General features: G+C 57.8%; 21 protein-coding genes. 9 read left to right on the forward strand and 12 right to left on the reverse strand.

Annotated elements, in window-relative coordinates; all coding sequences use genetic code 11:
• Window positions 1-3: 3 nt before the first annotated feature.
• Both V6Z53_RS13190 and V6Z53_RS13195 read right to left on the reverse strand, forming a co-directional pair.
• Window positions 4-1,380, reverse strand: coding sequence for a tyrosine-type recombinase/integrase (locus V6Z53_RS13190; protein ID WP_338585943.1), 1,377 nt, complete (start codon window positions 1,378-1,380; stop codon window positions 4-6).
• A 623-nt stretch (window positions 1,381-2,003) separates the two neighbouring features.
• Window positions 2,004-2,210, reverse strand: coding sequence for a hypothetical protein (locus V6Z53_RS13195; RefSeq protein ID WP_338585944.1), 207 nt, complete (start codon window positions 2,208-2,210; stop codon window positions 2,004-2,006).
• Window positions 2,211-2,653: 443 nt separating this feature from the next.
• Between V6Z53_RS13195 and V6Z53_RS13200 the strand changes: the two genes are divergently transcribed.
• Entirely contained in the window at window positions 2,654-4,066 is a 1,413-nt protein-coding gene (locus V6Z53_RS13200) for an O-antigen ligase family protein (RefSeq protein ID WP_338585945.1), read from the forward strand.
• A gap of 41 nt (window positions 4,067-4,107) precedes the next feature.
• Here V6Z53_RS13200 and wzy read toward each other — a convergent pair whose 3' ends face one another.
• From wzy to V6Z53_RS13225, 5 genes are all read right to left on the reverse strand, one after another.
• On the reverse strand, window positions 4,108-5,565 hold the full coding sequence (gene wzy, locus V6Z53_RS13205) for an O-antigen polysaccharide polymerase Wzy (protein WP_338585947.1): 1,458 nt from the start codon (window positions 5,563-5,565) through the stop codon (window positions 4,108-4,110).
• 355 nt (window positions 5,566-5,920) lie between these two features.
• On the reverse strand, window positions 5,921-6,340 hold the full coding sequence (locus tag V6Z53_RS13210) for a hypothetical protein (protein WP_338585948.1): 420 nt from the start codon (window positions 6,338-6,340) through the stop codon (window positions 5,921-5,923).
• A 140-nt stretch (window positions 6,341-6,480) separates the two neighbouring features.
• Complete coding sequence (locus tag V6Z53_RS13215; protein WP_338585949.1) at window positions 6,481-6,894, reverse strand: VOC family protein; 414 nt, start codon at window positions 6,892-6,894, stop codon at window positions 6,481-6,483.
• An 88-nt stretch (window positions 6,895-6,982) separates the two neighbouring features.
• Window positions 6,983-7,642: a TetR/AcrR family transcriptional regulator gene (locus tag V6Z53_RS13220; protein WP_338585950.1), complete on the reverse strand. Its 660-nt coding sequence runs from the start codon at window positions 7,640-7,642 to the stop codon at window positions 6,983-6,985.
• The gene (locus V6Z53_RS13225) at window positions 7,629-8,480 is read right to left on the reverse strand and encodes a 3-hydroxybutyryl-CoA dehydrogenase (RefSeq protein ID WP_338585951.1); all 852 of its coding nucleotides are present in this window, start codon (window positions 8,478-8,480) and stop codon (window positions 7,629-7,631) included. The genes V6Z53_RS13220 and V6Z53_RS13225 overlap by 14 nt, the downstream gene beginning before the upstream one ends.
• Window positions 8,481-8,646: 166 nt before the next feature.
• Here V6Z53_RS13225 and V6Z53_RS13230 point away from each other — a divergent pair, with 166 nt between their 5' ends.
• Complete coding sequence (locus V6Z53_RS13230) at window positions 8,647-9,687, forward strand: AraC family transcriptional regulator (RefSeq protein ID WP_338585952.1); 1,041 nt, start codon at window positions 8,647-8,649, stop codon at window positions 9,685-9,687.
• A complete protein-coding gene (locus V6Z53_RS13235; RefSeq protein WP_338585954.1) occupies window positions 9,684-11,498 on the forward strand; it encodes an ABC transporter ATP-binding protein in 1,815 nt (604 codons plus the stop codon). The genes V6Z53_RS13230 and V6Z53_RS13235 overlap by 4 nt, the downstream gene beginning before the upstream one ends.
• 3 nt (window positions 11,499-11,501) lie before the next feature.
• Here the strand turns inward: V6Z53_RS13235 and V6Z53_RS13240 are convergent, their stop codons facing one another.
• The gene (locus V6Z53_RS13240) at window positions 11,502-12,455 is read right to left on the reverse strand and encodes an alpha/beta hydrolase (protein WP_338585955.1); all 954 of its coding nucleotides are present in this window, start codon (window positions 12,453-12,455) and stop codon (window positions 11,502-11,504) included.
• A gap of 209 nt (window positions 12,456-12,664) precedes the next feature.
• Between V6Z53_RS13240 and rbsK the strand changes: the two genes are divergently transcribed.
• Genes rbsK through V6Z53_RS13255 form a run of 3 tightly spaced genes read left to right on the forward strand, consistent with a single transcriptional unit; the run spans window position 12,665 to window position 16,033 of the window.
• The gene (gene rbsK, locus V6Z53_RS13245; RefSeq protein WP_338585956.1) at window positions 12,665-13,603 is read left to right on the forward strand and encodes a ribokinase; all 939 of its coding nucleotides are present in this window, start codon (window positions 12,665-12,667) and stop codon (window positions 13,601-13,603) included.
• Window positions 13,604-13,646: 43 nt separating this feature from the next.
• Window positions 13,647-14,978, forward strand: coding sequence for an L-fucose:H+ symporter permease (gene fucP, locus V6Z53_RS13250; protein WP_338585957.1), 1,332 nt, complete (start codon window positions 13,647-13,649; stop codon window positions 14,976-14,978).
• Window positions 14,975-16,033 carry an aldose 1-epimerase family protein gene (locus V6Z53_RS13255; protein WP_338585958.1) on the forward strand — a complete coding sequence of 353 codons (1,059 nt, stop codon included), beginning with the start codon at window positions 14,975-14,977 and terminating at the stop codon, window positions 16,031-16,033. Before fucP ends, V6Z53_RS13255 begins: the two co-directional genes overlap by 4 nt.
• Here the strand turns inward: V6Z53_RS13255 and deoR are convergent.
• Window positions 16,026-16,796: a DNA-binding transcriptional repressor DeoR gene (gene deoR, locus V6Z53_RS13260; protein ID WP_338585959.1), complete on the reverse strand. Its 771-nt coding sequence runs from the start codon at window positions 16,794-16,796 to the stop codon at window positions 16,026-16,028. The two genes, V6Z53_RS13255 and deoR, sit on opposite strands and share 8 nt — an antisense overlap.
• A gap of 121 nt (window positions 16,797-16,917) precedes the next feature.
• On the opposite strand from deoR, the gene deoC reads away from it, so the two are divergent.
• Window positions 16,918-17,601, forward strand: coding sequence for a deoxyribose-phosphate aldolase (gene deoC, locus V6Z53_RS13265; RefSeq protein WP_338585960.1), 684 nt, complete (start codon window positions 16,918-16,920; stop codon window positions 17,599-17,601).
• Here the strand turns inward: deoC and V6Z53_RS13270 are convergent.
• Window positions 17,595-18,596 carry an NAD(P)H-quinone oxidoreductase gene (locus tag V6Z53_RS13270; protein ID WP_338585961.1) on the reverse strand — a complete coding sequence of 334 codons (1,002 nt, stop codon included), beginning with the start codon at window positions 18,594-18,596 and terminating at the stop codon, window positions 17,595-17,597. The genes deoC and V6Z53_RS13270 overlap by 7 nt on opposite strands.
• Before the next feature lie 146 nt (window positions 18,597-18,742).
• Window positions 18,743-19,954 carry a YbfB/YjiJ family MFS transporter gene (locus tag V6Z53_RS13275; protein WP_338585962.1) on the reverse strand — a complete coding sequence of 404 codons (1,212 nt, stop codon included), beginning with the start codon at window positions 19,952-19,954 and terminating at the stop codon, window positions 18,743-18,745.
• Between the two features lie 113 nt (window positions 19,955-20,067).
• On the opposite strand from V6Z53_RS13275, the gene V6Z53_RS13280 reads away from it, so the two are divergent.
• Window positions 20,068-20,943 carry a LysR family transcriptional regulator gene (locus tag V6Z53_RS13280; protein ID WP_338585963.1) on the forward strand — a complete coding sequence of 292 codons (876 nt, stop codon included), beginning with the start codon at window positions 20,068-20,070 and terminating at the stop codon, window positions 20,941-20,943.
• Window positions 20,944-21,055: 112 nt separating this feature from the next.
• Here the strand turns inward: V6Z53_RS13280 and V6Z53_RS13285 are convergent, their stop codons facing one another.
• Window positions 21,056-21,778, reverse strand: coding sequence for a pirin family protein (locus tag V6Z53_RS13285; RefSeq protein WP_338585964.1), 723 nt, complete (start codon window positions 21,776-21,778; stop codon window positions 21,056-21,058).
• Window positions 21,779-22,069: 291 nt separating this feature from the next.
• On the opposite strand from V6Z53_RS13285, the gene V6Z53_RS13290 reads away from it, so the two are divergent.
• A complete protein-coding gene (locus V6Z53_RS13290) occupies window positions 22,070-23,020 on the forward strand; it encodes a GlxA family transcriptional regulator (protein WP_338585965.1) in 951 nt (316 codons plus the stop codon).
• The last annotated feature ends 70 nt before the right edge of the window (window positions 23,021-23,090 follow it).

The following is a 23,090-nucleotide window of genomic DNA, read 5'->3' on the forward strand; positions in this document are numbered from 1 at the left end:
GGATTAATGTTTTGCCGCTATAGGAGTAATATTTTCGGCATCTGACCCCGTTATTGAGTCAAGGTGCTCGCCGAGCAGGACCCAAGCTTCAGTCATCTCTTTGGCGTAGCTATGTCGTTGGTATATTCGCTTAATCTTTTTTTCTTCAGTGTGATTTAGACAGCGTTCGGCAACCTCGGGGATTACCCCCAGAGCGGTCATCAATGTGGCTCCAGTGCGGCGCAGATCATGAGGGGTCCACTTACCGCCCGCTAGGAGTAGCGCATTAGGTTTGGCGCTGCGGCGGCTCATAACGCCTTGATCCGGCTGTCGCTGTCGATCGCCAAGCTGTTTGGTAACTGTCTTACTAGAAACAGGGCCACTGTTGTCAGTGTTGGGGTAGCACCACGTAGATTTGCCGTTGATGGTTTTCACTCGTTCGAATTGGCGAACAGCAAAGTCAGAGAGATAAATCAGGTGTGGTTTACCATTTTTACTGTTCTGGGCGGGGATGATCCAAGTCTTGGATTCCAGGTTGATATCTTCCCAGCGGGCTCCTAAGAGCTCACCAATGCGACAACAGGTAGCGAGGGCGATCCATATCGCAACTTCTGTAGTAATCAGAAGTCTGGCATCATGGATTTTTTTTGCGAGTTGCTTAATTTCCTCGTCGCTCAGTACGCGATCACGCTCTGTATCCTTTTGCCCAATCTTCGCCTTTCTAATGCTGGCGGTGGGGTCGTGTTCGATCAAATCCCGGTCTACTGCAAATCGGAACATCTGGCGCATAAGGGAAAAGGCTATCTTCGCTGCTCGGTTAACACCCCGTGCTAACATTGCGTCCGTTACTTCGGTAACGTGGCTTTTTTTTACGTCAGCAACAAAACGATTTCCGATCGAAGGAAGCACATCTTTCTCAAACATTCGACGTACTTCGGCTCCCCCGTCCTTACGGTTGGCAATATCGATCATCATCCAGCGCTCGAACAATGCGGTGACAGTCTGTCGGGCGGCAAGGGCGGCGACGGCGGCTTCCGCTTCGGCTCTTTCTTTTTCCATTCGTGCTAATTCGGCATTGCGAGCTGCTTCAGCTGTTGTCTGCTCGGCTTCGACGAATTCGCGGATGTCTCTCGTGCCGTTTTTGTGCAAGGTTGCAAGTTCTGCGGCCCGTTTTCTAGCGTCTGCCAGGGTCATCATGCCGCCTCCATCCCGGCTATAGCTGCCTATCGGGTAGGTAGCTCTTTTGCCCTGGCTGTCCATATAGCGAAAATAAAAAAGCCGCTCACCAGATGGAGTGATCCTTGCGACTAGGCTGCCATGCCCCCATATGATCGTCTCACTGAGCCAGCGATCCGAAGCCCCTGGCTTGGCAGACATTTGTCGGTCGGTAATGTTCGCCATTGTAGTACCCCCGCAAATAGAGAACCAATCCATGGTTACCAAGCAGTTGCCAATTGGTTGCCAATTCTGACTGGATTTTGGAGGATATTACTGGACGGTAATAGAAGATTGGAAGCAGTCAATTTTTCTGAAGTGGCCTATTTTGCTGGCTTTAGCGGATATTTTTAGACGCCGCTGGAAATGAGGTTACCTTCATGGGGTGCTAGGGGTCGAGTGTTCGAATCACTCCGTCCCGACCATATTTTTCAATGACTTGGCCCAATCTGAAAAGGTTGGGCTTTTTCATGTCTGTATTAAAAATGTCCACCCAGGTTCTGATACCCGCCGCAATGAAGCGCACTCTGGACTGAACGGAATGAGATGGTATACAGCGACAATCGCATCGACTGCAAAAGTTTCGAAGCGGATTTCGAAACGGCAGCGACGCATCGCTGCCGCGGTTCTGATGGTTTGCTGGGGAGCGGCTCTGTATTTTCGGTGGCTGATCGAGCCGGTTTTCATTTTTATCGTTGCCTTGCAGCTAGCGATCTCCTCTTTTTTTATCAAAGAGCAGGCACCTGTGAAGGTCAGGCATAAATCCACTAAGGCGCAATGAGGGTAACCGCCAGATCCCCGTCACGGCCTCAAATCATAAAACCAACGGCCTGCCCAAGATGGCCTTCCTGCGCGCCAGCAATCAGGTGCAGCGGAACCTGTTGTTGCGGTTCCAGGGACGGGATTTCAAAACTACCCACTATCTGAAGCTGTCGCTCACTCAGCCCGGTTGCCTCGACTTCTTTTGCCTTGGCCATTCTCGCGTGGTTCGCTGCGATTTCATTGAGAGTTGACACGTTACATCTCCGGTGACTGACCAAGCGTACTGCTGGAGTCCTTAAGCATGAGTTTGAAGTGCTGCCGTGTCAGAATTATGTCGTTCTGGGGCGGCTACGACGGCCAGCTGCAAAGGCTACGCCAGACGCTGGCATATGCTTTCCCTAGCCGCGTTATTTGCGACGAAAGGTTGCCCAGCGCAAGGGTAAGGTGTGAGTTTGAAGCTATGCTGGACGCAAGTGAAATGAATGGAGCGCCGAGTTTTAATCAAACAAACTCTTTGTCTAAGAATTTACCGTCGCCTCGCTGGCGTGCAGCGTTTCCAAGCTAGTGAACTTTCAGATTTTCTGTGGCCCTAAGCACTTGCTGGAGATGAGGTGTGCGGCTCTTATGTGACTGTCTGCACTTGGGATACTGGACCAGTTCCTTGCTGGTAAACAGAGCAATGTCCACGGTATTTTAAATGAATAAGAAAAGTGTAATTCCCGTGTTAGCGGCGTTGGTGGCTTTCCTGTCAGTTTCAACCATGCTTCGCTTTCCGGGCCTGCCTATAGGCATGGCGGAAATCACTGTGCTCTTTGCTTCTTTTGCAATTATTCGCCGCAATGTCTTCATGCAAAATGTTAAGCATCCCCTCATGTTGTTTTGGTTTGCCTTCATTGCAACGACAATGATTGGCTTTTTTGTTGGTTCCATCCGTGGGGAGGGGGCAATACATACAGCGATTGCCTATTTATACACCGCAGGCTTTACGCTAATAGCATTGTCCTATGTGGGCGGCTTGGATCAGTTTGAGTTTCAAAGATTTATGAGGGCTATGGCGACAATTCCGGTTGTCTTGCTTTTCATACCGCTGTTGATTTTTTTACTTGGCAGCATCTGGTTTTCGGACTTATTGGAAATCAATACCACCTATTATCCATCCCGTGTAGCTGCCTGGTCGATGAACCCTAACCAGCTCGCATTGTTTTTACTGCCTATTCCAATCTGGCTGGCTGCTATTTCTCAGAACAGTCATTGGCAAGGTTGGCGGTTCGTTAAGAAGTTTGCTTTTTTGTGGCTTTTCTTTTTTTTGGGACTGTGTGTAAGAAGCGATGCGCTGCTTTTGGCATGGTGTATTGGGATCCCATTGTTGACAATGATAGTATGGCGCTGGTTACCCAATATTAATTGGAGATTTTTTGGAGCGTTGATTGCGGCATTTATTCTGGCTTTTATATCGTTTAAGTTTATTTTTGATGGGCCTGGTCAACAAGTTTTCGAATCGGTTCGGGCGGTTGTCGCTGAGCGGGAAAGCGACGTCATAGCTGAACGGGATCTCAAAAAAGAAAATACGAAAGCAATTTCTGGTTTTGCACTGTCTTTCGAACATGATGCTATAACTAAAGAAATTAAAGTTCCACTTGCGCTAGGGAAATCTGACTCTACCTTCGGAGTCGGGATGGATCCAAACAAAGCAGGTGTGCGCAAAACATTATGGGTTCATGCATTGGAGGTTTGGACGCTATCCCCGGTGTTTGGTCATGGACCTGGAGCGTTCTCCTATCTGGATAATCCGCAAGCAAGGCAGGAGGCTCACAATTTGTTATTGGATCTGCTAACCCAGGCGGGTATTGCAGGATTGATAATTTTTGCTGTGTTGTATCTTTGGTTGATAGCTGGAGCTATAAAGGCGCGAGATCCATTTTCGCTAACAACATTGATTGTTCTGATGATTTTTTCCGGTGCCCATTTCATGCTGCGTCAGCCAGTCTTTATGCTTTATATGGTGATTTGTGCGGTAGTCGTCAAAAATCGGATCTTTGAAAAGCTGGATAGAAGTCCGGGGATTACCTCAAGTGGTATCCCCGGAATTTCGACAGTCTTGAAGCCCTAGCGCGCACGAGCGGAATGCGGGGTTTGAATGTTTTGTAAATGTCAGCTTCTGGTTTCCGAATTTCGCTTCTTGACCGTCAACATGTTGCGCTGAGAAACGCGGTTGAGGAGATAGCAGGCTCCCACGATGGCGGCGTAAGCAATCAGGAATGGTACGACGCTATATAACCCGGTCCTGGGAAGCAGCATGACTTTGACGAAAATCATTACATGCGCACCGAAAACGAGTGGATTCCTGGAGTTTACCAATCTGGATAAAACTACCCCGAACCCTGCCGCAGCAATCAAATACATGCCTGGAATCCATAGGGTGTATGCGTAGAAGTCTGAAAATAACGACCAACCCATACCAAATCCTTTTTGGTACGCATCGCCCGAAAGTAGTGCCTTTGAAAGAAATTGCCCAAAATATAGTTGGTCCAACGGGACGTTCATGCCGAAAAATGTAGCGATCGTTGGTGTTGCCGGAAAAACGCTATGGAGATAAGCAAGGGTGGGATAGCTTTCAACTTGTGTCGCGGCATGGATATAGAGTGCTGTTAACCCTTGATTGTCGATGAACCAAGGCAAAAATACCGCTGTATTTTCACCAAAGTAAGGATTGCGGGGTCCGAGTGCGGCCAACATGAGTATGCTGGCAAGTACGATCGGAATGCCTACCAGTGCAATTCGGTCAATGCGCTTTATTTTTACATGAAATAACCACACGCAGAGTAAAGAAAATCCCATTATTCCGCCGCGAATTCCAAGTTTCAGATTGGCCGCGTAATAGATTGCCAGCAGGCCGAGGACACACCAACCCAGCCATTTGGTTCTTGAGGCGAATGCCAGGCCGAGAGCGAGTAAAAGTCCGTATTGCGCTGCTGTGCTTCCGCGCATAGTGAAATCGGTCGACGCTGAGGTGTACAGCGAGGTGTAACCACTGCTTTGAACTATTCGATGAGCTTCAGGGAAACTAAGTAGAAAGGCTGCGGTGGACAATGTGGCAAGTATGATTGCAGGGATCTGCAGGGTCTTGGTCCACTTTGGATCGATTAGGTGCTCGGTCTTGTTTGTACTTTTCCATATTGAAAACATGTACCCCGCGTGTATGGCGAGAAGGCAGGTAACGATGTAAAGAGTTAGGCGAAGTGCTTCATTTTCGGTTAATTCAATGGTTACGAAGTCTGGTCTTTGGACAGAAAAGAAATTACTCTCCATTTCCAGTATCGAGAGATCAAATCCCATGGCGTAGGCGATGAAGCGGCCGCCAATGAAGAGCGATATGCAGGCGATGAAAAAAACGTACGTATGTACGATAGTTCGATGAACGGCAATGCTGGTTATGAACAAGTAAGCCAAGGTGCCGATCATGCCGACAGTTGACCAGAGTTCAGCCTCTTGCATCGTCGGATTTTCTGGGGAAATCAACCAGATAAACGAAAAAGCCGGGATTAGCCAGAGGCTGGTGAAGGCTATATGCCATGGCTCCATAAATGTATTGTAGATTACACGGTTCATATGCTTCCTGTTTCTGTCTAATTCAAGAACCACTCATGACGCCAAATCGATGAGTGTCAGATGGCTAGATAAAATTCGGTGTCGAAAAAACTGAAAAGTTCAGAAAAGACACTTTGCTTTAGACGAAAAGGGAGTGTATGTAGGGCGATTCTCGGAAATAGGTGGGTATCTTCCGAAACTGTAAATGTCTTGATTTCGATCTGGGCTGAGGGCCCTATCGTATTGAGCGCGCTTTTGGCGTGGAGGCAGGGTTGGCGTGGTCGCGATCAGGCCCAATCACAGGAAAAATGATGAGGGCAATCGCCAGGACAGTGAAACTCAACCCCGTAGAGGATGACTGCGGGTTACGAGAAAGCTAGCGGTATTTGATGACAATGCCCTTGAGCTTTCGGCCGTTTATGGTCTGCACATCCCGAGCCCACAGCGGTCCGTTGAGGTAGGCGCCCACCGGCCCGATATGGTCATAGACCACCACCACGGCATCGCCACCGAGCTTGGCCGCTTCATCCCGCAGTTTCGCTTCTACTTCTGTGATGGGCGGAGCGGGGTCGACACTGGCGTCGATCAGCACTTCACCTAAACGAATGTGCGGGCGCAGGGGTTCGGAGCGCAGCACGACGACTTCGCTGGGCAGGGTTGGTGCCGGATGTTCGACGCCGACGTAGGCGGTAGTCTGAGCATCGATACTCGTGCAACCACTGAGTGCGAGCAGGGTGGCGGTGAGCCCGCCAGCCAATAGCGATAATTTGAAACGGGCAGACCAGGACACGGGCATGTTGGAATCCTCCGGACAATCCGCTGCTATGCGGCGGGTGGCATGTTGACGGTAGCAGACAGCCCGGGAGTTGCCAGAAAGCCCAACCCTTGCAGGTTGGGCTGTTTCATGCGGTTAACATCGGTGATCAGGAAGGCTTCTTACTGATCCTTTTCACAGTTGACCATCCACGAGACGCCGAAGCGGTCGACCAACATGCCGAAGCGTGCTGCCCAGAAAGTGGCTTCCAGCGGCATCTCGATTCTGCCGCCGTCCGACAGCGCCTTAAACACCCCCTCGGCTTCAGCGATGCTGTCGACATTCAGCGAAATCGAGCAGCCGCTCATGCCCGGGGTCGGGCGGTCGGGCGTGGTGTCCGAAGCCATCAGCATCTGATCGCCAACTTTCAGGCAGGTGTGAATGATCAGGTTGTGATGTTCCTTCGGCACATGCTCGGCGGCGGGTGTTTCGCCGAACGTCATCATCGCTTCCAGCTTGCCTTGCAGGCACTGTTGGTAAAACGTGAAGGCGGCGCGGCAGTCGCCGTTGAAGATGAGATACGGATTGATTTTCATGATTTGCTCCCGGTCATTGAAGGGCACACCGGATTGGACGCCGCGTTCATGGGCGAATTCCGATGAGATTGACTGGGCAAGCAAAGCGCTAAATCGCGATGGGAGCCTGGGTTTTTTTAGATGTTTTATCGATAGACCGGGCGAGGCTTATTGCTTCGTTCGGACGCCGTGGCGCCAGCACGCGTTCGATGGCACCGCTCACCAGATTTTCCAGCAGTTCATCATGCTCTTGTTCGTCAAGCGCATGGGGTGTCAGCCAGCTGGGCGCGTTGTTGAGCAGGGCCGCAATCGCATGGCCGGCCGCCAGTTGCCCCGAATCACTAAAGCGCGAGCGCGCGCCGAGCATCACCAGCAACCGGCGTTCGTACTGCTCGCGCAATTGCCGGACCCGCGCCTGCTGTTCTTCATTCAGGCAGCCGCTGTCGCGTTCCACCAGGCGAAAATGCCACGGCATGTCGCGGTGCAGGTTCAGGTGTGCGCGGATCAGGTTGTTGAGCCGATCGCGTTTGGCCGGGGCCTTTTTTTCGATACGCCCCAGGGTGGCCAACAGCTCTTCGTAGAACTCTTCGATCAGGTCGAGCAGCAAGTGCTGTTTGCTGGGGTAGTGGTGATACAGCGAGCCCGGGGAAAGCCCCAGACATGTGGCGAGTTCACGCATGCCGACCTGACCGAAACCCTTGCTGGCAAACAACTCCAGCACCTTGTCCCGGTACTCGGCGAAACGTGAACAACGCTCAGGCATAGGCATGGAAGCCGCGCCCCGATTTGCGACCCAGGTAACCGGCGGCAACCATTTCCTTGAGCAGTGGCGCCGGGCGATATTTGCTGTCGTTGAAGCCGTCGTAGAAGGCTTGCATGATCGCCAGCAGGGTGTCGAGGCCGATCAGGTCCGCCAGTGCCAGCGGGCCGATCGGCTGGTTGCAGCCCAGGCGCATGCCGGCGTCGATGTCTTCGGCGCTGGCCAGGCCTTCCTGGAACACCAGGATCGCTTCGTTGATCATCGGCACCAGAATCCGGTTGACCACGAACCCCGGACGGTTGCCGGCGGTGATCGCGGTCTTGCCCAGCGTGGTCGCCATGTCCAGCGCCAACGCGTGGGTGGCATCGCTGGTTTGCAGGCCGCGAATGACTTCGATCAGGCCCATCACCGGCACCGGGTTGAAAAAGTGCAGGCCGATGAAACGCTCGGGCTGGCTGACACTGGCGGCGAGTTGGGTGATCGACAGCGACGAAGTGTTGGAAGCGATCACGCAATCGGCGCTGACTTGCGCCGCGATCTGTTGCAGCACCCGCAGCTTCAGTTCGAGGTTTTCGGTGGCCGCTTCGATCACCAGTTGCGCGTTGTGCAAACTGCTGTAATCGGTACTGGTGCGGATCTTGTCGAGGGCGGCGTTTTTCTGCTCGGGCGTCAGGGTGTCCTTGGCGATCTGCCGATCGAGGTTTTTGCCGACGGTGGCGACGGCTTTTTGCAACGCGCTCTCGGAGATGTCGAGCAAGGTCACGTTGAAACCGGCCAGGGCGCAGACCTGCGCAATTCCGTTACCCATGGTGCCGGCGCCGATCACGCCAATGTTTTGCAGATTCATGTTGCCGTCCTTCCGCTCAAACCCTGCGATACCTTGGCCGAGTTGGCGGCCGAAGGCGTACTATTGCCGCGAGTCTAGAGCCGGCGGGGCGGTTGTCCTATGCCGAAACTGTTCAACGGCACTGGCGTTTTTTGCCATTTCAAATGACGGGGAGAGTAGCGTTCACATGCGGGAAAAGGACTCGGTGGCCGCCTACTTCGTGCAGGCAATGATCCACGGGATGGGTGACGATCCGCAGCGCGTGCGGACCGTGCTGGAACAGGCTGGCATCGATCCGGCGCTGGTGCAACAGCCCACGGCGCGGGTGCCGGCCAATGCCTTTGCGGCGTTGTGGCTGATCCAGATCCGTGAACTGAACGACGAATTCTTCGGGCTCGACTCCCATGGCATGCCGCCAGGCGCATTCGCGCTGATATGCCGCGCGCTGATCCAGGAACCCGATCTGCACAAAGCGATGCGCCAGTGCCTGGTCAACTTCGCCCTGTTCCTGCGCGACTTTCGCGGCACGCTGACCGTGCGTGGTAAACGAGCGGTCATCAGCCTGGACAGTCAGGCGGCGAACGATGACGCCAGCCGTTTCGGCGAAGAAACGTTCCTGGTGTTGATGATCAGTTTGTTGTGCTGGCTCGGTGGCCGGCGCATTCCCATCGACCGCGCGGACTTTCGCCACGAGCGGCTGTCCCTCAGCGACGACCGCTTGTTGTGGGGACCGAACCTGACCTTCGGCGCCGAGCGCACCGAAATCGAATTCGCCAGTCACTACCTGCGACTGCCGGTGGTCCAGGATTTGGCCTCGCTCAAAGTCTTCCTGCGCACCGCACCGCAATGGCTGGTGATCCGCTTCCGCAACCAGCACGGCCTCGCATCACAAGTCCATCAGCGCTTGCGCAACAGCCATTACAGCCATTGGCCGACCTTGCAGGCCTTCGCCCTCGAACAACACCTGAGCCCCAGCACCTTCCGCCGCAAACTGGAGCGTGAAGGTTGTTCCTATCAGGAGATCAAAGACGAAGTGCGCCGCGCGGTGGCCTTCGAGCAATTACGTGAAAGCCGCGCGAGCATCAGCGACATCGCCGAGCAATTGGGCTTTCAGGAACCGAGCGCGTTTCATCGCGCGTTCAAGAAGTGGACGGGGGAGAGTCCTGGGCGGTATCGGGCGCGTTTTCAGGGGGCGCGAGTCGAGCCTTTGGCGGAGTCTGAGGCGTGAGCCTGGTTTTTGAGCGCTTCACCACGCTTCTCGACCAGGCGGGACGTGCCTTGCTGCTGGTCTGGGGCACGTCCCGTGGGTTGTTCCTCGGCCTGGTGCTGGCAACCCTGATCGCGGGGGTCCTGCCGGCGTTGGCGGCATGGCTGGGGCAGCGGATTGTCGACGCGGTGGTCTTCGCCATGCAGTTGCATGCGCAGCAGGGCAGTGCGCCGTTGTGGCCAGTGGTGCGTTACGTGTTGTTTGAGGCGGGGGTGCTGGCATTGCTGTCCGCTACCCAGCGTGCGCTGTCGGTCCAGCAGTCACTGTTGCGGGTGCAGTTGGGGCAGAAGGTCAACACGATGATTCTGGAAAAGGCCCAGACGCTATCGCTGGTGCAGTTCGAGAATTCCGAGTTCTATGACAAGCTGGTTCGGGTACGGCGTGAGGCCTCCACCCGGCCGTTGGCGCTGGTGATGAAGTCGCTGGGGCTGATCCAGAACCTGATCGTGCTGATCAGCTTCGGTGTATTGCTGGTGCATTTTTCGCCGTGGGCGCTGGTGTTGCTGGTGGTCGGTGCGCTGCCGGTATTTTTTGCCGAGGCGCACTTTTCCGGGGATGCCTTTCGCCTGTTCACCCGACGTGCACCGGAGAGCCGGCAGCAGACTTACATCGAGACGCTGCTCTCCCATGAGGGTTACATCAAGGAGGTCAAGCTGTTCGGGTTTGCGCCGCTGTTGTTGCAGCGCTATCGCGACACGTTCGCCCGACTGTATGCCGAGGACCGGCGGCTAACCTTGCGCCGCGATGGCTGGGGTTTTGTTCTGGGTCTGTTGGGCACCTCGGCTTTTTATCTGGCGTATGCGTGGGTGGTGGTCGATACGGTGCACGGCAGCATCACCCTGGGCCAGATGACCATGTACCTGGTGCTGTTCAAGCAGGGTCAGACGGCGGTGAGCAGTAGTCTCAGCGCCATCAGTGGTCTTTATGAAGATGGTCTCTACCTGTCCAGCCTCTATGAATACCTGGCCGAACCCGTGGTGGCCGACACTGGCCATCTCACCGTCGGTGCGGTTCCCGGCGATGGCCTGCGTTTCGAGAACGTCGGTTTCCGTTATCCGGGCGCCAGCCGTGCCGCGCTGGAAGGTATCGATCTGCATCTCGTGCCGGGGCACAGTGTGGCGCTGGTGGGGGAGAACGGTTCGGGCAAGACCACGCTGATCAAGCTGCTGACCCGGTTATACCGTCCCGATCAGGGGCGTATTCTGCTCGACGGCAGCGATCTGCAGGCGTGGGACGAGGACGCGTTGCGGCGGCGGATCGGCGTGATCTTCCAGGATTACATTCGCTACCAGTTTTCCGTCGGCGAAAACATCGGTGTCGGCGACACGCTGGCGTTCAACGATGAGCAGCGCTGGCAGCAAGCGGCCGGCGAAGGCATGGCCGCGCCTTTCATCGAGCGTCTGGATCGCGGATATGCCACGCAGCTGGGGCGCTGGTTTGCCGGCGGGCAGGAACTGTCCGGCGGGCAGTGGCAGAAGATCGCACTGTCCCGTGCCTATATGCGCCGCAACGCCGATATCCTGATTCTCGACGAACCGACCTCGGCGCTCGACCCGGCGGCGGAAGCGGCCGTGTTCGAGCATTTCAGCCAGCACACGCGGGACCGCATGACCCTGCTGATCTCCCATCGTTTTTCCAGCGTGCGCAATGCCGATCACATCATTGTGCTGGATCAGGGCGCGATCCTTGAGCGCGGCGATCATGACACGCTGGTCGCGGCCGGTGGGCGTTATGCGCAGTTGTTCGACTTGCAGGCGCGGGGTTATCGCTAGGCCTCAGGATTCCTGGGAACCCTGTGTGATCGTCGGCCCGGCAATCTGCGGTTTTGCCCGCATCAAGCCTTCCAGTGCCTGTCGATACTGAGTACCGCCCAGGCTCATGCTGTTGTTGTGCGTCCCGCCGGGGATCAGCAACAGGCGTTTCGGTTGGTTGGCGGCATTGAACAATTGCTGGCTGAACCGCGATGGCATGAACGGATCAGCCAGGCCATGGACCACCAGCAACGGCATGTCGATGTCGACGATCTTGTCGATGGAATCGAATTTCTGCGACAGCAACCAGCGCACCGGCAGCCAGTTCACCGGCAGGTTGTTGCCGGCCACTTCCGCCACGGCATCGCCCAGCGAGGTGAAGGTGGACTCGATCACCAGACCGCGTACGGGCACCGGGACGTGCTCCTTTTTCGCTTGCGCGGCCAGGTCTGCCGCCAGATCTATGGCCACCGCGCCACCCAATGAGTGGCCGTAGATCAAGCGTTTGCCGGCGTCCGGTTGCATCACGGTGAAACGCTCCCACGCCGCCCGGGCGTCTTCGTAGACGCTGGCTTCCGAGGGCAGATCGCCTTTGCTCTGGCCGAAGCCTCGATAGTCGATCGCCAACACCGAATAGCCCATGGCGCGTAACTGCTCGATGCGGAAGGCCTGGCCGGTGAGGTTCCAGCGCACACCGTGCAGATAGAGAATCGACGGCGCGTCTTTACGCGCGGCTGGCCACCACCAGGCATGCAGGTTCTGTCCGGCCTTGAAATCGGCAGGCTTGATGTCGAACTCCTGAACATCCTGCGGCAAGCCGCGATACCAGCCGGCCGTGCCCGGTTCGATGCGGAACAGCAACTCGCGTTCTTTGTACTTGAGCGCGCCGCAACTCACAGGCAGGCCGACAACCAGCGCGGCCATGCACAGCAGCGACAGCCAGCGTCGACGCAGGCGAGTGAGAAGGGCAGAGGGCATCGGGTGATCCATGGGCACAGACATGAAGTTCGCGTTTTAACAGATGCGTGCCGCGGGCGGGAATAATTTCGACTTGTGGGAGGCCGCTCGTCCACCGAGCATGAGGCGCTCGATAAAAAAGATTGAATATTCACACAAAATGTTATTTAAATAACAAAACAAAAACGCCAGGTCCAAGCCTGGCCAGCCGGATCAAGGTGGGAAATGCAATGAGCAAGATCGCAGTCATCGGCAGCAACATGGTCGACCTGATTACCTACATTGACCGGATGCCGGCCCAGGGCGAGACACTCGAAGCGCCGGGTTTTGCCCTCGGTTGTGGCGGCAAGGGCGCCAATCAGGCAGTGGCGGCGGCCAAGCTCGGGGCGGATGTGCTGATGCTGACCAAGGTCGGCGACGACATGTTTGCCGACAACACCCTGGCCAATTTCCAGCGCTTTGGCATCGACACCCGCCATGTGCAGCGCGTGCCCGGTGTGTCCAGTGGCGTGGCGCCGATTTTCGTCCAGGCCGACTCCCACAACAGCATCCTCATCGTCAAAGGCGCCAACGCGCATCTCGCCCCGGCAGACATCGAGGCCGCCGCACAGGCGTTGCGGGAATGCTCGCTGATCGTCCTGCAACTGGAGATCAATGTTGAAACGGTTTACTACGCCATCGAATTCGGCCGCGAGCACCAGATTCCAGTGCTGCTCAATCCGGCGCCGGCCTTGTCGGGCCTGAGCCGTGAACATCTGGCGCAGCTGGATTTCCTGGTGCCCAACGAATCCGAGCTGGCATTGATCACCGGCCAGGTCGTGGATTCGCCGGAGTCAGCGCGCAAGGCCGCGCAGACCTTGGTCAGCAGCGGCATTCGCCATGTCATCGTGACCCTCGGCCAGCAAGGTGCGCTGTATGTCGGCGAGGAAGGCGAGTTCCAGATCCCCGGTCTGCGGGTTGCTGCCCGAGACACCACCGGCGCAGGAGATGCTTTCATCGGTTGCTTCGTCCATCACTGGAGCCGTGACCGCGATATCCGCACCGCGATGACCCAGGCCGTGGCGTATTCAGCCTGCTCGGTCACAGGACTCGGCACCCAGACGTCCTACCCGGAAGCACCCGCATTCGCGCAATTCCAGCGCAGCTTCGGCGTCTCGACGTCGGAGTGATTCAACGGCTGCACTTTCCCCAAGCTCACCACGGAGAACAACAATGACAAAGCCTCCGCTCCAACAGACGCCCGACGGTTTCTACCTCAATCGCACGCCCTGGTTCGCCTTCATCCTGCTGTGCAGCATTTTCGCGCTGTGGGCGGCGGCCGCGAGCATGAACGACGTGCTGATCGCGCATTTCAAGAAAGCGTTCCTGCTCAGCGATTTCCAGACGGCATTCGTGCAGTCGGCGTTTTACCTGGGCTATTTCTTCGTGGCGATTCCGGCCGCACTGGTGGTCCGCCGTTTCAGCTACAAGACCACCATCCTGATCGGCCTGATGTTGTATATGTTCGGCTGCCTGTTGTTCTTCCCGGCGGCGTCCACCGCCAAGTACGGCATGTTCCTGCTGGCGCTGTTCGTGATCGCGGCCGGGCTGTCGTTTCTGGAAACCGCCTGCAACACCTATTCGACATTGATGGGGCCACGGGAAACCGGTACCCGTCGCCTGAACATTTCCCAGACATTCCACCCGTTTGGTGCGATGGCCGGGGTGTATGTCGGCAGCTTCGTGATGTTCAAGGACACCGACGCGACCCGCGAACAACTCACTCAAATGAGCGCTTCGGACGCAGCGATCCAGCAATTGCAAATGATCCAGTCCACGTTGCTGCCTTACAAATGGATGATCGCGGTGCTGGTGCTGATGTTCATTTTGATCGCCATCACCCGTTTCCCTGCTTGCAAAGGCAACCAGCCCGTCAGCAAGAAAACCACCAGCCTGGGTGAAAGCCTGTCGCGGTTGCGGCGCAATCCGCGTTTCACTTTCGGTGTGCTGGCGCAGTTTCTGTATGTCGGTGCCCAGGTCGGTGTGTGGAGTTTCACCATTCGCCTGGCCATGCAATTGGGTGGCATGAACGAGCGCAGCGCTTCGTGGTTCCTGCTGACTACATTCGCCGCGTACTTCGTCGGCAAACTGATCGCCAACGTACTGATGCGCAAACTGCACCCGGCCAAGGTACTCGCGGTGTACGGCGTGCTGTGCATCCTGTTGCTGGCCTACACCATCCTCGTGCCGAATATCACGGCGGTGTATGCGGCGGTGGGCGTGAGCGTGTTCCTCGGTCCGTGCTGGCCTACCATCTACGGCCTGACCATCGACGGTTTGGGCGAAGACACCGGTGTCGGCGGTTCGCTGCTGGTGATGAGCATCGTCGGTGGCGGGGTGATTCCGATCTTCCAGGGCCTGCTGTCCGACTACAGCGGCGGCAACATGCAACTGGCTTATAGCGTGCCGTTGCTGTGCTTCATCGTGATCGTGGCCTACGCGGTGCGCTGCCTCAAGCACTCCGAGAGCGAGCGGGCGCCGGTAGGTGCGGTGGTCGCCTCATGAACACGCGAATCAATCTCTATCCGTCGCTGTTTGGCGAAGCGCGCAGGACCTTGTTGGAATCCGAGGCCTTCAAGGTCAGCGCCTGGGTTTATCCCAGTGGTGTGCTGGCCGTGGAGTTGGCGAACAGTCGCGGGCATCTGGTGGTGCTGCCATATCAGGGACAGATGATCTGGTCCGCCGTGTTCGACGGTTGCGAACTGACCATGAAAAACCTGTTCAGCCAGCCCCGACCGAGCCCGACAGTGATCGGCACCTACGGTTGTTTCATGTTTCATAGCGGCCTGCTGCGCAATGGCTGTCCGGGCCCGGAAGATGATCATCCGCTGCACGGCGAGATGCCTTGCGCGGCCATGGACCGTGCCTGGCTGGAGGTGGGTGAGGACAGCGCCGGACCTTATCTGCGCCTGGGTGGCGAGTACGAATATGTGCAAGGTTTTGGCGATCGCTATCGGGCGAGCCCGAGCGTGACGTTGCGTGGCGATTCGGGGTTGTTCGACATCGACATGCAGGTAACCAACCTGGCGGCCAAACCGATGGACCTGATGTACATGGCGCACATGAATTACGCCTACGTCGAAGGTGGTCGATTCATCGAGCCTCTGGGTTTCGACCGTGTGCGCTTGCGCAGCAGTATTCCGGCGCATGTGAAGCCGACGCCGGCGTGGAGCGCTTACATGGAGCAGTTGGCGCGGGAGCCTGAACAGTTTCAGTGCCTGGACCGGCCGGAGCTTTACGATCCGGAAATCGTGTTCTTCTTCGACGGCGTACGCGCCGACGCATCCGGTCATGCGCATTTTCTGCTGAGCCGTCCGGATGGCGCGGCGTTCTACACCGGTTATCGACCCGACCAATTCCAGCATGCTGCGCGCTGGATCTTGCACAACGCCGATCAGCAGGTGGCGGCGTTCGTATTGCCCGCCACCTGTGAGCCGGAAGGCTATCGGGCGGAGTCCGCCAAGGGCCATGTGCGCTCGTTGGCGGCGGGGGACACGGCGGCGTTCAGCGTCACCACCGGTTACCTTAGCGCGACGGAGCAACAAGCCCTGGTCAGATGATCAATTGCGCACCGCTGGCGGTAATGGCGTCGCGGTAGGCCTTGGGGATTTTCTTGTCACTGACCACGTAGTGAAAGTCTTCCAGCGCCGCGAAATGCGCTGTGCGCACGGTGTCGAACTTGCTGTGATCGGCCAGCAGCAAGCGTTGCTGGGCCTGGCGCAGGACCTTCTGCTTGACCTCCACTTCATTGAAATTGAAGCAGGTCACGCCGAAGTCCTGGCTGATCCCGGCGGCCGATACAAAGGCCCAGGTCAGGCGCACGCTATCGAGAATGCCTATTTCGCTCTGGTTCTCGAATACCTGGTTCTTGCGGTGGAACGTACCGCCGCACACCACGATGTTGCAGTTGGGTTTTTGCGAGAGTTTGAGCAGCACGTTCAGGGAATTGCACACGGCGGTGAACTCCAGCTCGTCGGGAATGAAATCCACCACGAAAGGCGTGGTGGTGCCGCAATCGAAAAACACCGTGTCGCCAGGCTTGATGAAACCGGCGGCCAGTTTGCCGATCCGGCGTTTTTCCTCGACGTGCCGGGTGTCCTGTTCGGCCACGCGGTAATCGCTGGGTTCGTTGCCATCGTGGATTTTGGTGATGTAGCCGCCGAGCAGGCGCAAGTGGTTGGTGTACTTGCTCAGGTCGCGGCGCAGGGTCATCTCCGAAACGTCCAGCAAGGCTGCCATTTCGCGCAGGTGAATGGCGCTCTGGTCTTGCAGGGCTTGTTGAATAAGCTTGAGGCGCTCGGTTTTTTTACTGTCCACAGGCATTCCGGGGTTGATTGTTGATGTTAAATAAGTAACATTAATTGTGAAATAAGTAACGTTTTTGCGCGATTGATCCTCGATTGTGGCGCAGGGGCATTTGAATACACAAACAGGAGTTTTTGCGATGGCACACCTCGAACCCCAAGCCCTGGCGCAATTCATCGATCATACCTTGCTGGCGCCCGACGCTTCCCGCGAGCAAATCGCAACCCTGTGCCGTGAGGCGCAAGAGCACGGCTTCTATTCGGTCTGCGTGAACTCCGGGCAAGTACCCCATGCGGCGCAGTGCCTGGCCGGGCAAAACGTCAAGGTGGTGTCGGTGGTCGGCTTTCCCTTGGGAGCCGGGCTCAGTAACAGCAAAGCCTTCGAGGCCGAGCGGGCGATTGCCGCCGGAGCGGGGGAGATCGACATGGTGTTGAACATCGGTTGGTTAAAGGATGGCCTGTTCGATCAGGTTCACAGCGATATCGCTCTGGTCAAACAGGCCTGCGGCAGCGTGCCGCTGAAGGTCATCCTGGAAACCTGCCTGCTCAACGACGCCGAAAAAGTGAAGGCCTGCGAGATCTGCCGTGAGCTGGACGTTGCGTTCGTCAAGACCTCCACCGGTTTCAGCCGCAGCGGCGCCACCGTGGAAGATGTGGCGCTGATGCGTCGCATAGTGGGTGCCGGGGTTGGCGTGAAGGCCTCGGGTGGGGTGCGCGATTACCCGACCGCGCTGGCGATGATCGAAGCGGGTGCCACACGCTTGGGCACCAGTTCCGGCATCGCCATCATCGGCGGCGCTCAGGCGGCGGGCGACGGTTACTGAGGAACGTTCAAGACAATCTTGCCGATGTGATCGCCGGCCTCCATTCGCGTATGTGCCAGCGATGCATCGGTCAGCGGGAACACCTTGTCGATCATCGGCAGGCAGCGACCGGTCGCCAACACCGGCCATACGTGCTCGCGCAGCTGTTGCGCGATCGCGGCTTTTTCTTCGCGGGTGCGCGAGCGCAGCAGTGAGCCGGTGACGATGGCGCGTTTGGCCATGATTGCCAGCAGATCCACGTCCTTGGCCACCGCACCGCCGAGGAACCCCAGCATCACCAGCCGGCCTTCCATGCCCAATGCCGCGATATTCTGATTCAGGTACGAACCGCCCATGATGTCGAGCACGACATCGACGCCGCGCCCAGCGGTTTTTTCCGCAATGACCTGAGCGAAGTCCTGCTCGCGGTAATTGATCGCTTCGGCCCCCAGTTGGCCAATCACTGCACATTTGTCTGCGCTGCCCGCGGTTGCGAAGGCCTCGATGCCGAACTCGCGGCAGAGCATCAACGCGGTGGTGCCGATGCCGCTGGTGCCACCGTGAATCAACGCGCGCAGACCTTTACGGGCGCCGCCCATTTCAAACAGGTTGGCCCATACGGTGAAGAACGTTTCCGGAATCGCCGCAGCCTCTAGCCAGTCCATGCCTGCGGGGATCGGCAACGTCTGGCTGGCCGGAACCACGCAATACTGCGCATAACCGCCGCCATTGGTCAGCGCACAGACTTTGTCGCCAACGACAAAAGCGCTGACACCGGCGCCGACGGCCACCACTTCACCGGCCACTTCCAGTCCCGGGATCGGGTTCATGCCGGGTTTCATCGGGTATTTGCCGGCGCGTTGCAGCACATCCGGACGATTGACCCCGGCGGCGTGCACGCGGATCAGCACTTCACCGGCACCCGCCGTGGGCACGGGGACCTGACGCGGTTGCAGGACTTCGGGGGCACCGGGTTGGGTGATTTCGATCTGGGTCATGCTTTTAGGCAAACTCATTTCATATACCTCTATGCAAAGTGTTCGATAAATGGGACCGCGCCTTGGCGCGCAGAATCAAAAGATCGCAGCCTCGTTTCACTCGACAGCTCCTACATGGAGTGCGTATCCCGTAGGAGCTGCCGAAGGCTGCGATCTTTTGATCTTCAAGGGTGGCTCATCGCAATGAGTGGATTACGACGGACCGGCAAACGCACTGCCAATTCCAGCAACAGCGCCACAACAATCGCGCCCGCCGCAATCACAAACATCAAACCATGATGCCCGCCGCTGGCGTTGAACAGCGCCGAGTAGGCGAACCCGGCGATGGCCTGGAAAGTGGCGAACGATACGGTGGCGCGGCTCCAGGCGATCTGTTGTTGATGATGTTCGGAAACCAGTTCATGAACCCGGGCCAACCCCAGCGGCACGATGCCTGGCGGGAACGAGCCGAGGATCACCGCCAGCAATGCCAGCGCCGCGAAAGCGCTGCAAATCGACAGCAGGCCGAGGGCAATTGCTTGTACCAGCAGCACCAGGCGAATGCTCATCTGCGCGCCCAGTCGATCGGCCAAAAAACCGTAGCTGACCGGCCCGAGAATGGCGCCGAACCCGTACATCACCCAGATCAGGCCACCGACATGCTGCCCGGCACCGAGGCCGCGGGCCACGTAATCCACCAGGAACACCATGGCCGGCACCAGCCCGGCCGCCATGAGCGCGTATTGGGCAAACAGCAGGTAGACCTTCGGGTTGATCGATATCGGCGTGGCATCGGCGAGCGTCGTCGTTGCACGGGGCGCGGCTGACGGCCAGCCAAACCAGCTGACCGCCGTCAGGATCAACGCCAGCACGCCAAGGCCGAGCCAGGTTTGCTGCAAGCCCAGGCTCAACAGCGGCGGCACGATCGTCCCCGACCCGGCGATGCCCAGCCCGATCCCAAGAAAAATTGCACCACTGGCCAACCCTTTGCGTGAGGCCGGGACGTGTGGCAGTACGGTTGCCGCCACCAGCACCATGATCGCGCCACCGGCAATGCCGGACAGCAGGCGCCAGCCGAAAAACCAGCTCACTGACAGCGGAAAGGCACAAGCGAAAAACGCCAGGGTCGCTGCCAGCATCATCAGGCGCAATGCGGTTTTGTTGGACGTGCGCCGCGCCAATGGATGGCCGATCAGCGCACCAATCAAGTAACCCACCAGGTTGGCGGCGCCGAGGTACACCACGTCGCTGGCGGAAAACCAGTGGGCCTGGATCAGCGAGGGAATCAACGGCGTGTAGGCAAAACGCGCCAGGCCAATACTGACCAGACTGGCGCACAGGCCGGCAAAGATCGGCAGCCAGATCCCTTGGCGTGGAGTGGTCGAGGGGCTGAGCATGAATGCTCTCCTGAAGGAATTTCTCTGGCCCCCAGCTTATCCAGATCTTGCATTGCAATAACGCAGCGATTTCGCGCTATTGTGATGCGCATATGCATCACTTGGAGGACCCTATGAATTGGGATGACGCACGGGTGTTTCTCGCGGTGTGTCGCGAGTCGACGCTCAGGGGCGCGGCACGGGTGCTGGGGGTGGATCAGGCGACGGTCGGCCGGCGCATCACTGCGCTGGAAAAGTCGTTGAACGCGACGTTGTTTTTGCGCACGTCCGAGGGTTATGCGCTTACGGCTGTTGGTGAAGCGGCGTTGAAAGCCGTGGAGAAAATGGAGCATTCGGCGCTGGAGCTGGAGCGGCGTATTCAGGGGCTGGATGATCGGTTGACGGGCACCGTGCGGGTCACCACCACTGACTCACTGGCGATCGACTTCCTGATCCCGGCCATCGCCCGTCTGCATCAGCAACACCCGGACGTGCGAGTGCAACTGGACGCCTCGACGCAAATCCTCAGCCTGGCCAAGCGGGAGGCCGACATCGCGGTGCGCAATACCCGGCCGGAAAACCCGGACCTGATCGCCCGGCGGATCGCCCGTTGGCCGTTGGGTCTGTTTGCTTCGCAAGCCTACGTCGACGCGCATGGCATCCCGGAACCGGGATCGGCGTTCGATAGGCATGATCTGGTGGTGTATCAGCCATATTTGCAAAGTGGCAAGGACATGACGCTGGTCGGCGAGTCGCTGGGGCGCGGGCGGATTGTTTCGAGCCTGAGTTCCAGTTTGCTGGTGCGACGGTCGATTGCTGCGGGGATCGGGATCGGGGAGATTCCGCTGTACGTGGGGGAGAGGGACGGGCTGGTCAGGCTGTGGCCGGAACGTACGCGACCGATGCCGTATGACGTGTGGCTGGTGACCCATGCGGACCTGCGGCATACCGCGAGGGTGCGGGCGGTGATTGACGAGATTGTGGCGGGGTTTTCCGGTACTGGTGAATGAACCCTGTAGGAGCGAGCCTGCTCGCGATGGCGGTCTGTCAGCCAACATTGATGTTGACTGATCCACCGCTATCGCGAGCAGGCTCGCTCCTACAGGGTTTTTGGTGTAGCTGTTACGGCATTTCCGGCAACTCTTGCGGGCGCAAGTCGAACACCAATACTTCGGCATCCACACCGTTGCACAACGTCAGCACCTGTTCCTTGCGAACCCGCACACCATCGCCTTCCTGCAACGGCTGGCCGTTGAGCTCGACACTGCCCCGTGCCACATGCACGTAGGCGTAGCGGTCGGCGGCCAGTTCCAGGGTGGCGCTTTCCTTGCCGTCGATCAGGGCGGCATACACCCGCGCATCCTGGCGAACCTTCAGCGAACCCTTGGCGCCGTCGGGCGAGATGATCAGTTGCAGGCGACCGCGTTTTTTCTGCGTGCTGAAGTGCTCTTGCTGGTAGCGCGGTTTGGCGCCGCTGACCTCCGGTACGATCCAGATTTGCAGGAAGTGCACGGGCCGCTTGTCCGAGTGGTTGTATTCACTGTGCGCCACGCCGCTGCCGGCACTCATCAACTGCACGTCGCCGGGACGGATCACCGAGCCGGTGCCCAGGGTGTCCTTGTGTTCCAGCGCACCTTCGAGCACATAGGAAAAAATCTCCATGTCGCGGTGCGGGTGCTGGCCGAAACCTTTACCGGCGGCGACGCGGTCATCGTTGATCACCAGCAGGTCGGAAAAACCCTGTTCTTTCGGGTTGCGGTAGTTGGCGAAGGAAAAGGTGTGGAACGACTTCAACCAGCCATGGTTGGCCATGCCACGATCAGAAGCTTTGCGAAGGGTCAGCATGATGAATTCTCCTGCGGGGACGTTGATTCGTCCGAGTGAGGAGAAGGTTAATGGTTACTGGTTGGTGCAATAAGTAGATGAAAATTGAAAGACTGTCTCGATTGAGTTGACAGTTGTAGGTCACATGAACCACCGGTGTTTGCACAAAACCTGTGCGAGCGAGCTTGCTCGCGATGGCGGCTTCACATTCAATAGGTGCGTCGACTGATCCACCGCTATCGCGAGCAAGCTCGCTCCCACAGGGAACCGCGTTCGCTAAGCCTTTTGTTCAATTACTGTGATCTTTAACCCATGAAAACCGTGGCAATGGTGCTGTTCCCCAACTTCCTCCTGCTCGACATGGCCGGGCCGATGGAGGTGTTTTCCATCGCCAACCGTTACCTGAAACCCGACGATCATTATGTGCTGTCGACCATCGGCACCGAGCCCGGTGCACTGCGGGCGTCCAACGGGGTGAGCGTGCACGCTGATGTGCACATCGATCAGGCCTGCGACGGCTATGACCTGTTGCTGGTGCCCGGTGGTCCCGGTGCCTACAACGAAAACCATCCGCCGCTGCTCGACTGGCTCAGGCACAACGTCGGCCGGTCCGCCGGTTATGGCTCGATCTGCACCGGGGCCTTCGTATTGGGGCATGCGGGGTTGCTCGACGGCTATCGGGTGACGACGCACTGGCATTACACCGAGCGGCTGATCAAGGCGTTCCCGACGGCCACCGTCGAGACTGACCAGATCTTCATTCAGGACCGCAACCTGATCACCTCCGGCGGCGTCACGGCCGGGATCGACCTGGCGTTGTCGGTGGTCGCTCGGGACCATGGCAAGAAAGTCGCCCAGGACGTGGCCAAAGTGTTGTTGGTGGTGATGAAACGCCAGGGTGGCCAGGCGCAGTTCAGTCCGTTGATGGCGGCGGTGGCGCCTCACGAAACGGCGATCACCCGGGTGCAGAACCATGTGCTCGAACACCTCGACGAAACCTTCGGCATCGAACGCATGGCCGGTCTGGCCGCCATGAGCCCGCGTCACTTCGCCAGGGTCTTCGCCCGTGAAGTGGGCATGACGCCCATGGAGTTCCTGCAAAGTGCGCGCATCGATAGCGCGCGCAACCTGCTGGAAACCACGGAGCTGCCACTCAAGACCGTGGCTTTCAAAAGCGGCTTCGGCAGCGTGCGACACATGCGTTTTTTGTTCAGTGAAAAACTCGGCCTGACCCCGACCCAGTACCGCGAGCAGTTCAGCTAGCGCCCTTGGCCGTTGTGCGCACCGTTATGGCCGGTACGCTCCTCCCGTGGCAGTTGTACCGTCACCGAGG

It is taken from the genome of Pseudomonas sp. MAG733B (genome assembly GCF_036884845.1).
GTDB lineage: Bacteria > Pseudomonadota > Gammaproteobacteria > Pseudomonadales > Pseudomonadaceae > Aquipseudomonas.

Bases quoted from the DNA above. Each gene is read 5' to 3' on its own strand.
- V6Z53_RS13225 (WP_338585951.1), bottom strand. From the start codon at position 8,480: ATGAATCTGCAAAACATTGGCGTGATCGGCGCCGGCACCATGGGTAAC.
- V6Z53_RS13280 (WP_338585963.1), top strand. From the start codon at position 20,068: ATGAATTGGGATGACGCACGGGTGTTTCTCGCGGTGTGTCGCGAGTCG.
- rbsK (WP_338585956.1), top strand. From the start codon at position 12,665: ATGAGCAAGATCGCAGTCATCGGCAGCAACATGGTCGACCTGATTACC.
- fucP (WP_338585957.1), top strand. From the start codon at position 13,647: ATGACAAAGCCTCCGCTCCAACAGACGCCCGACGGTTTCTACCTCAAT.
- deoR (WP_338585959.1), bottom strand. From the start codon at position 16,796: ATGCCTGTGGACAGTAAAAAAACCGAGCGCCTCAAGCTTATTCAACAA.
- wzy (WP_338585947.1), bottom strand. From the start codon at position 5,565: ATGAACCGTGTAATCTACAATACATTTATGGAGCCATGGCATATAGCC.
- V6Z53_RS13255 (WP_338585958.1), top strand. From the start codon at position 14,975: ATGAACACGCGAATCAATCTCTATCCGTCGCTGTTTGGCGAAGCGCGC.
- deoC (WP_338585960.1), top strand. From the start codon at position 16,918: ATGGCACACCTCGAACCCCAAGCCCTGGCGCAATTCATCGATCATACC.
- V6Z53_RS13210 (WP_338585948.1), bottom strand. From the start codon at position 6,340: ATGCCCGTGTCCTGGTCTGCCCGTTTCAAATTATCGCTATTGGCTGGC.
- V6Z53_RS13215 (WP_338585949.1), bottom strand. From the start codon at position 6,894: ATGAAAATCAATCCGTATCTCATCTTCAACGGCGACTGCCGCGCCGCC.
- V6Z53_RS13290 (WP_338585965.1), top strand. From the start codon at position 22,070: ATGAAAACCGTGGCAATGGTGCTGTTCCCCAACTTCCTCCTGCTCGAC.
- V6Z53_RS13200 (WP_338585945.1), top strand. From the start codon at position 2,654: ATGAATAAGAAAAGTGTAATTCCCGTGTTAGCGGCGTTGGTGGCTTTC.
- V6Z53_RS13240 (WP_338585955.1), bottom strand. From the start codon at position 12,455: ATGCCCTCTGCCCTTCTCACTCGCCTGCGTCGACGCTGGCTGTCGCTG.
- V6Z53_RS13270 (WP_338585961.1), bottom strand. From the start codon at position 18,596: ATGAGTTTGCCTAAAAGCATGACCCAGATCGAAATCACCCAACCCGGT.
- V6Z53_RS13230 (WP_338585952.1), top strand. From the start codon at position 8,647: ATGCGGGAAAAGGACTCGGTGGCCGCCTACTTCGTGCAGGCAATGATC.
- V6Z53_RS13190 (WP_338585943.1), bottom strand. From the start codon at position 1,380: ATGGCGAACATTACCGACCGACAAATGTCTGCCAAGCCAGGGGCTTCG.
- V6Z53_RS13220 (WP_338585950.1), bottom strand. From the start codon at position 7,642: ATGCCTATGCCTGAGCGTTGTTCACGTTTCGCCGAGTACCGGGACAAG.
- V6Z53_RS13285 (WP_338585964.1), bottom strand. From the start codon at position 21,778: ATGCTGACCCTTCGCAAAGCTTCTGATCGTGGCATGGCCAACCATGGC.
- V6Z53_RS13275 (WP_338585962.1), bottom strand. From the start codon at position 19,954: ATGCTCAGCCCCTCGACCACTCCACGCCAAGGGATCTGGCTGCCGATC.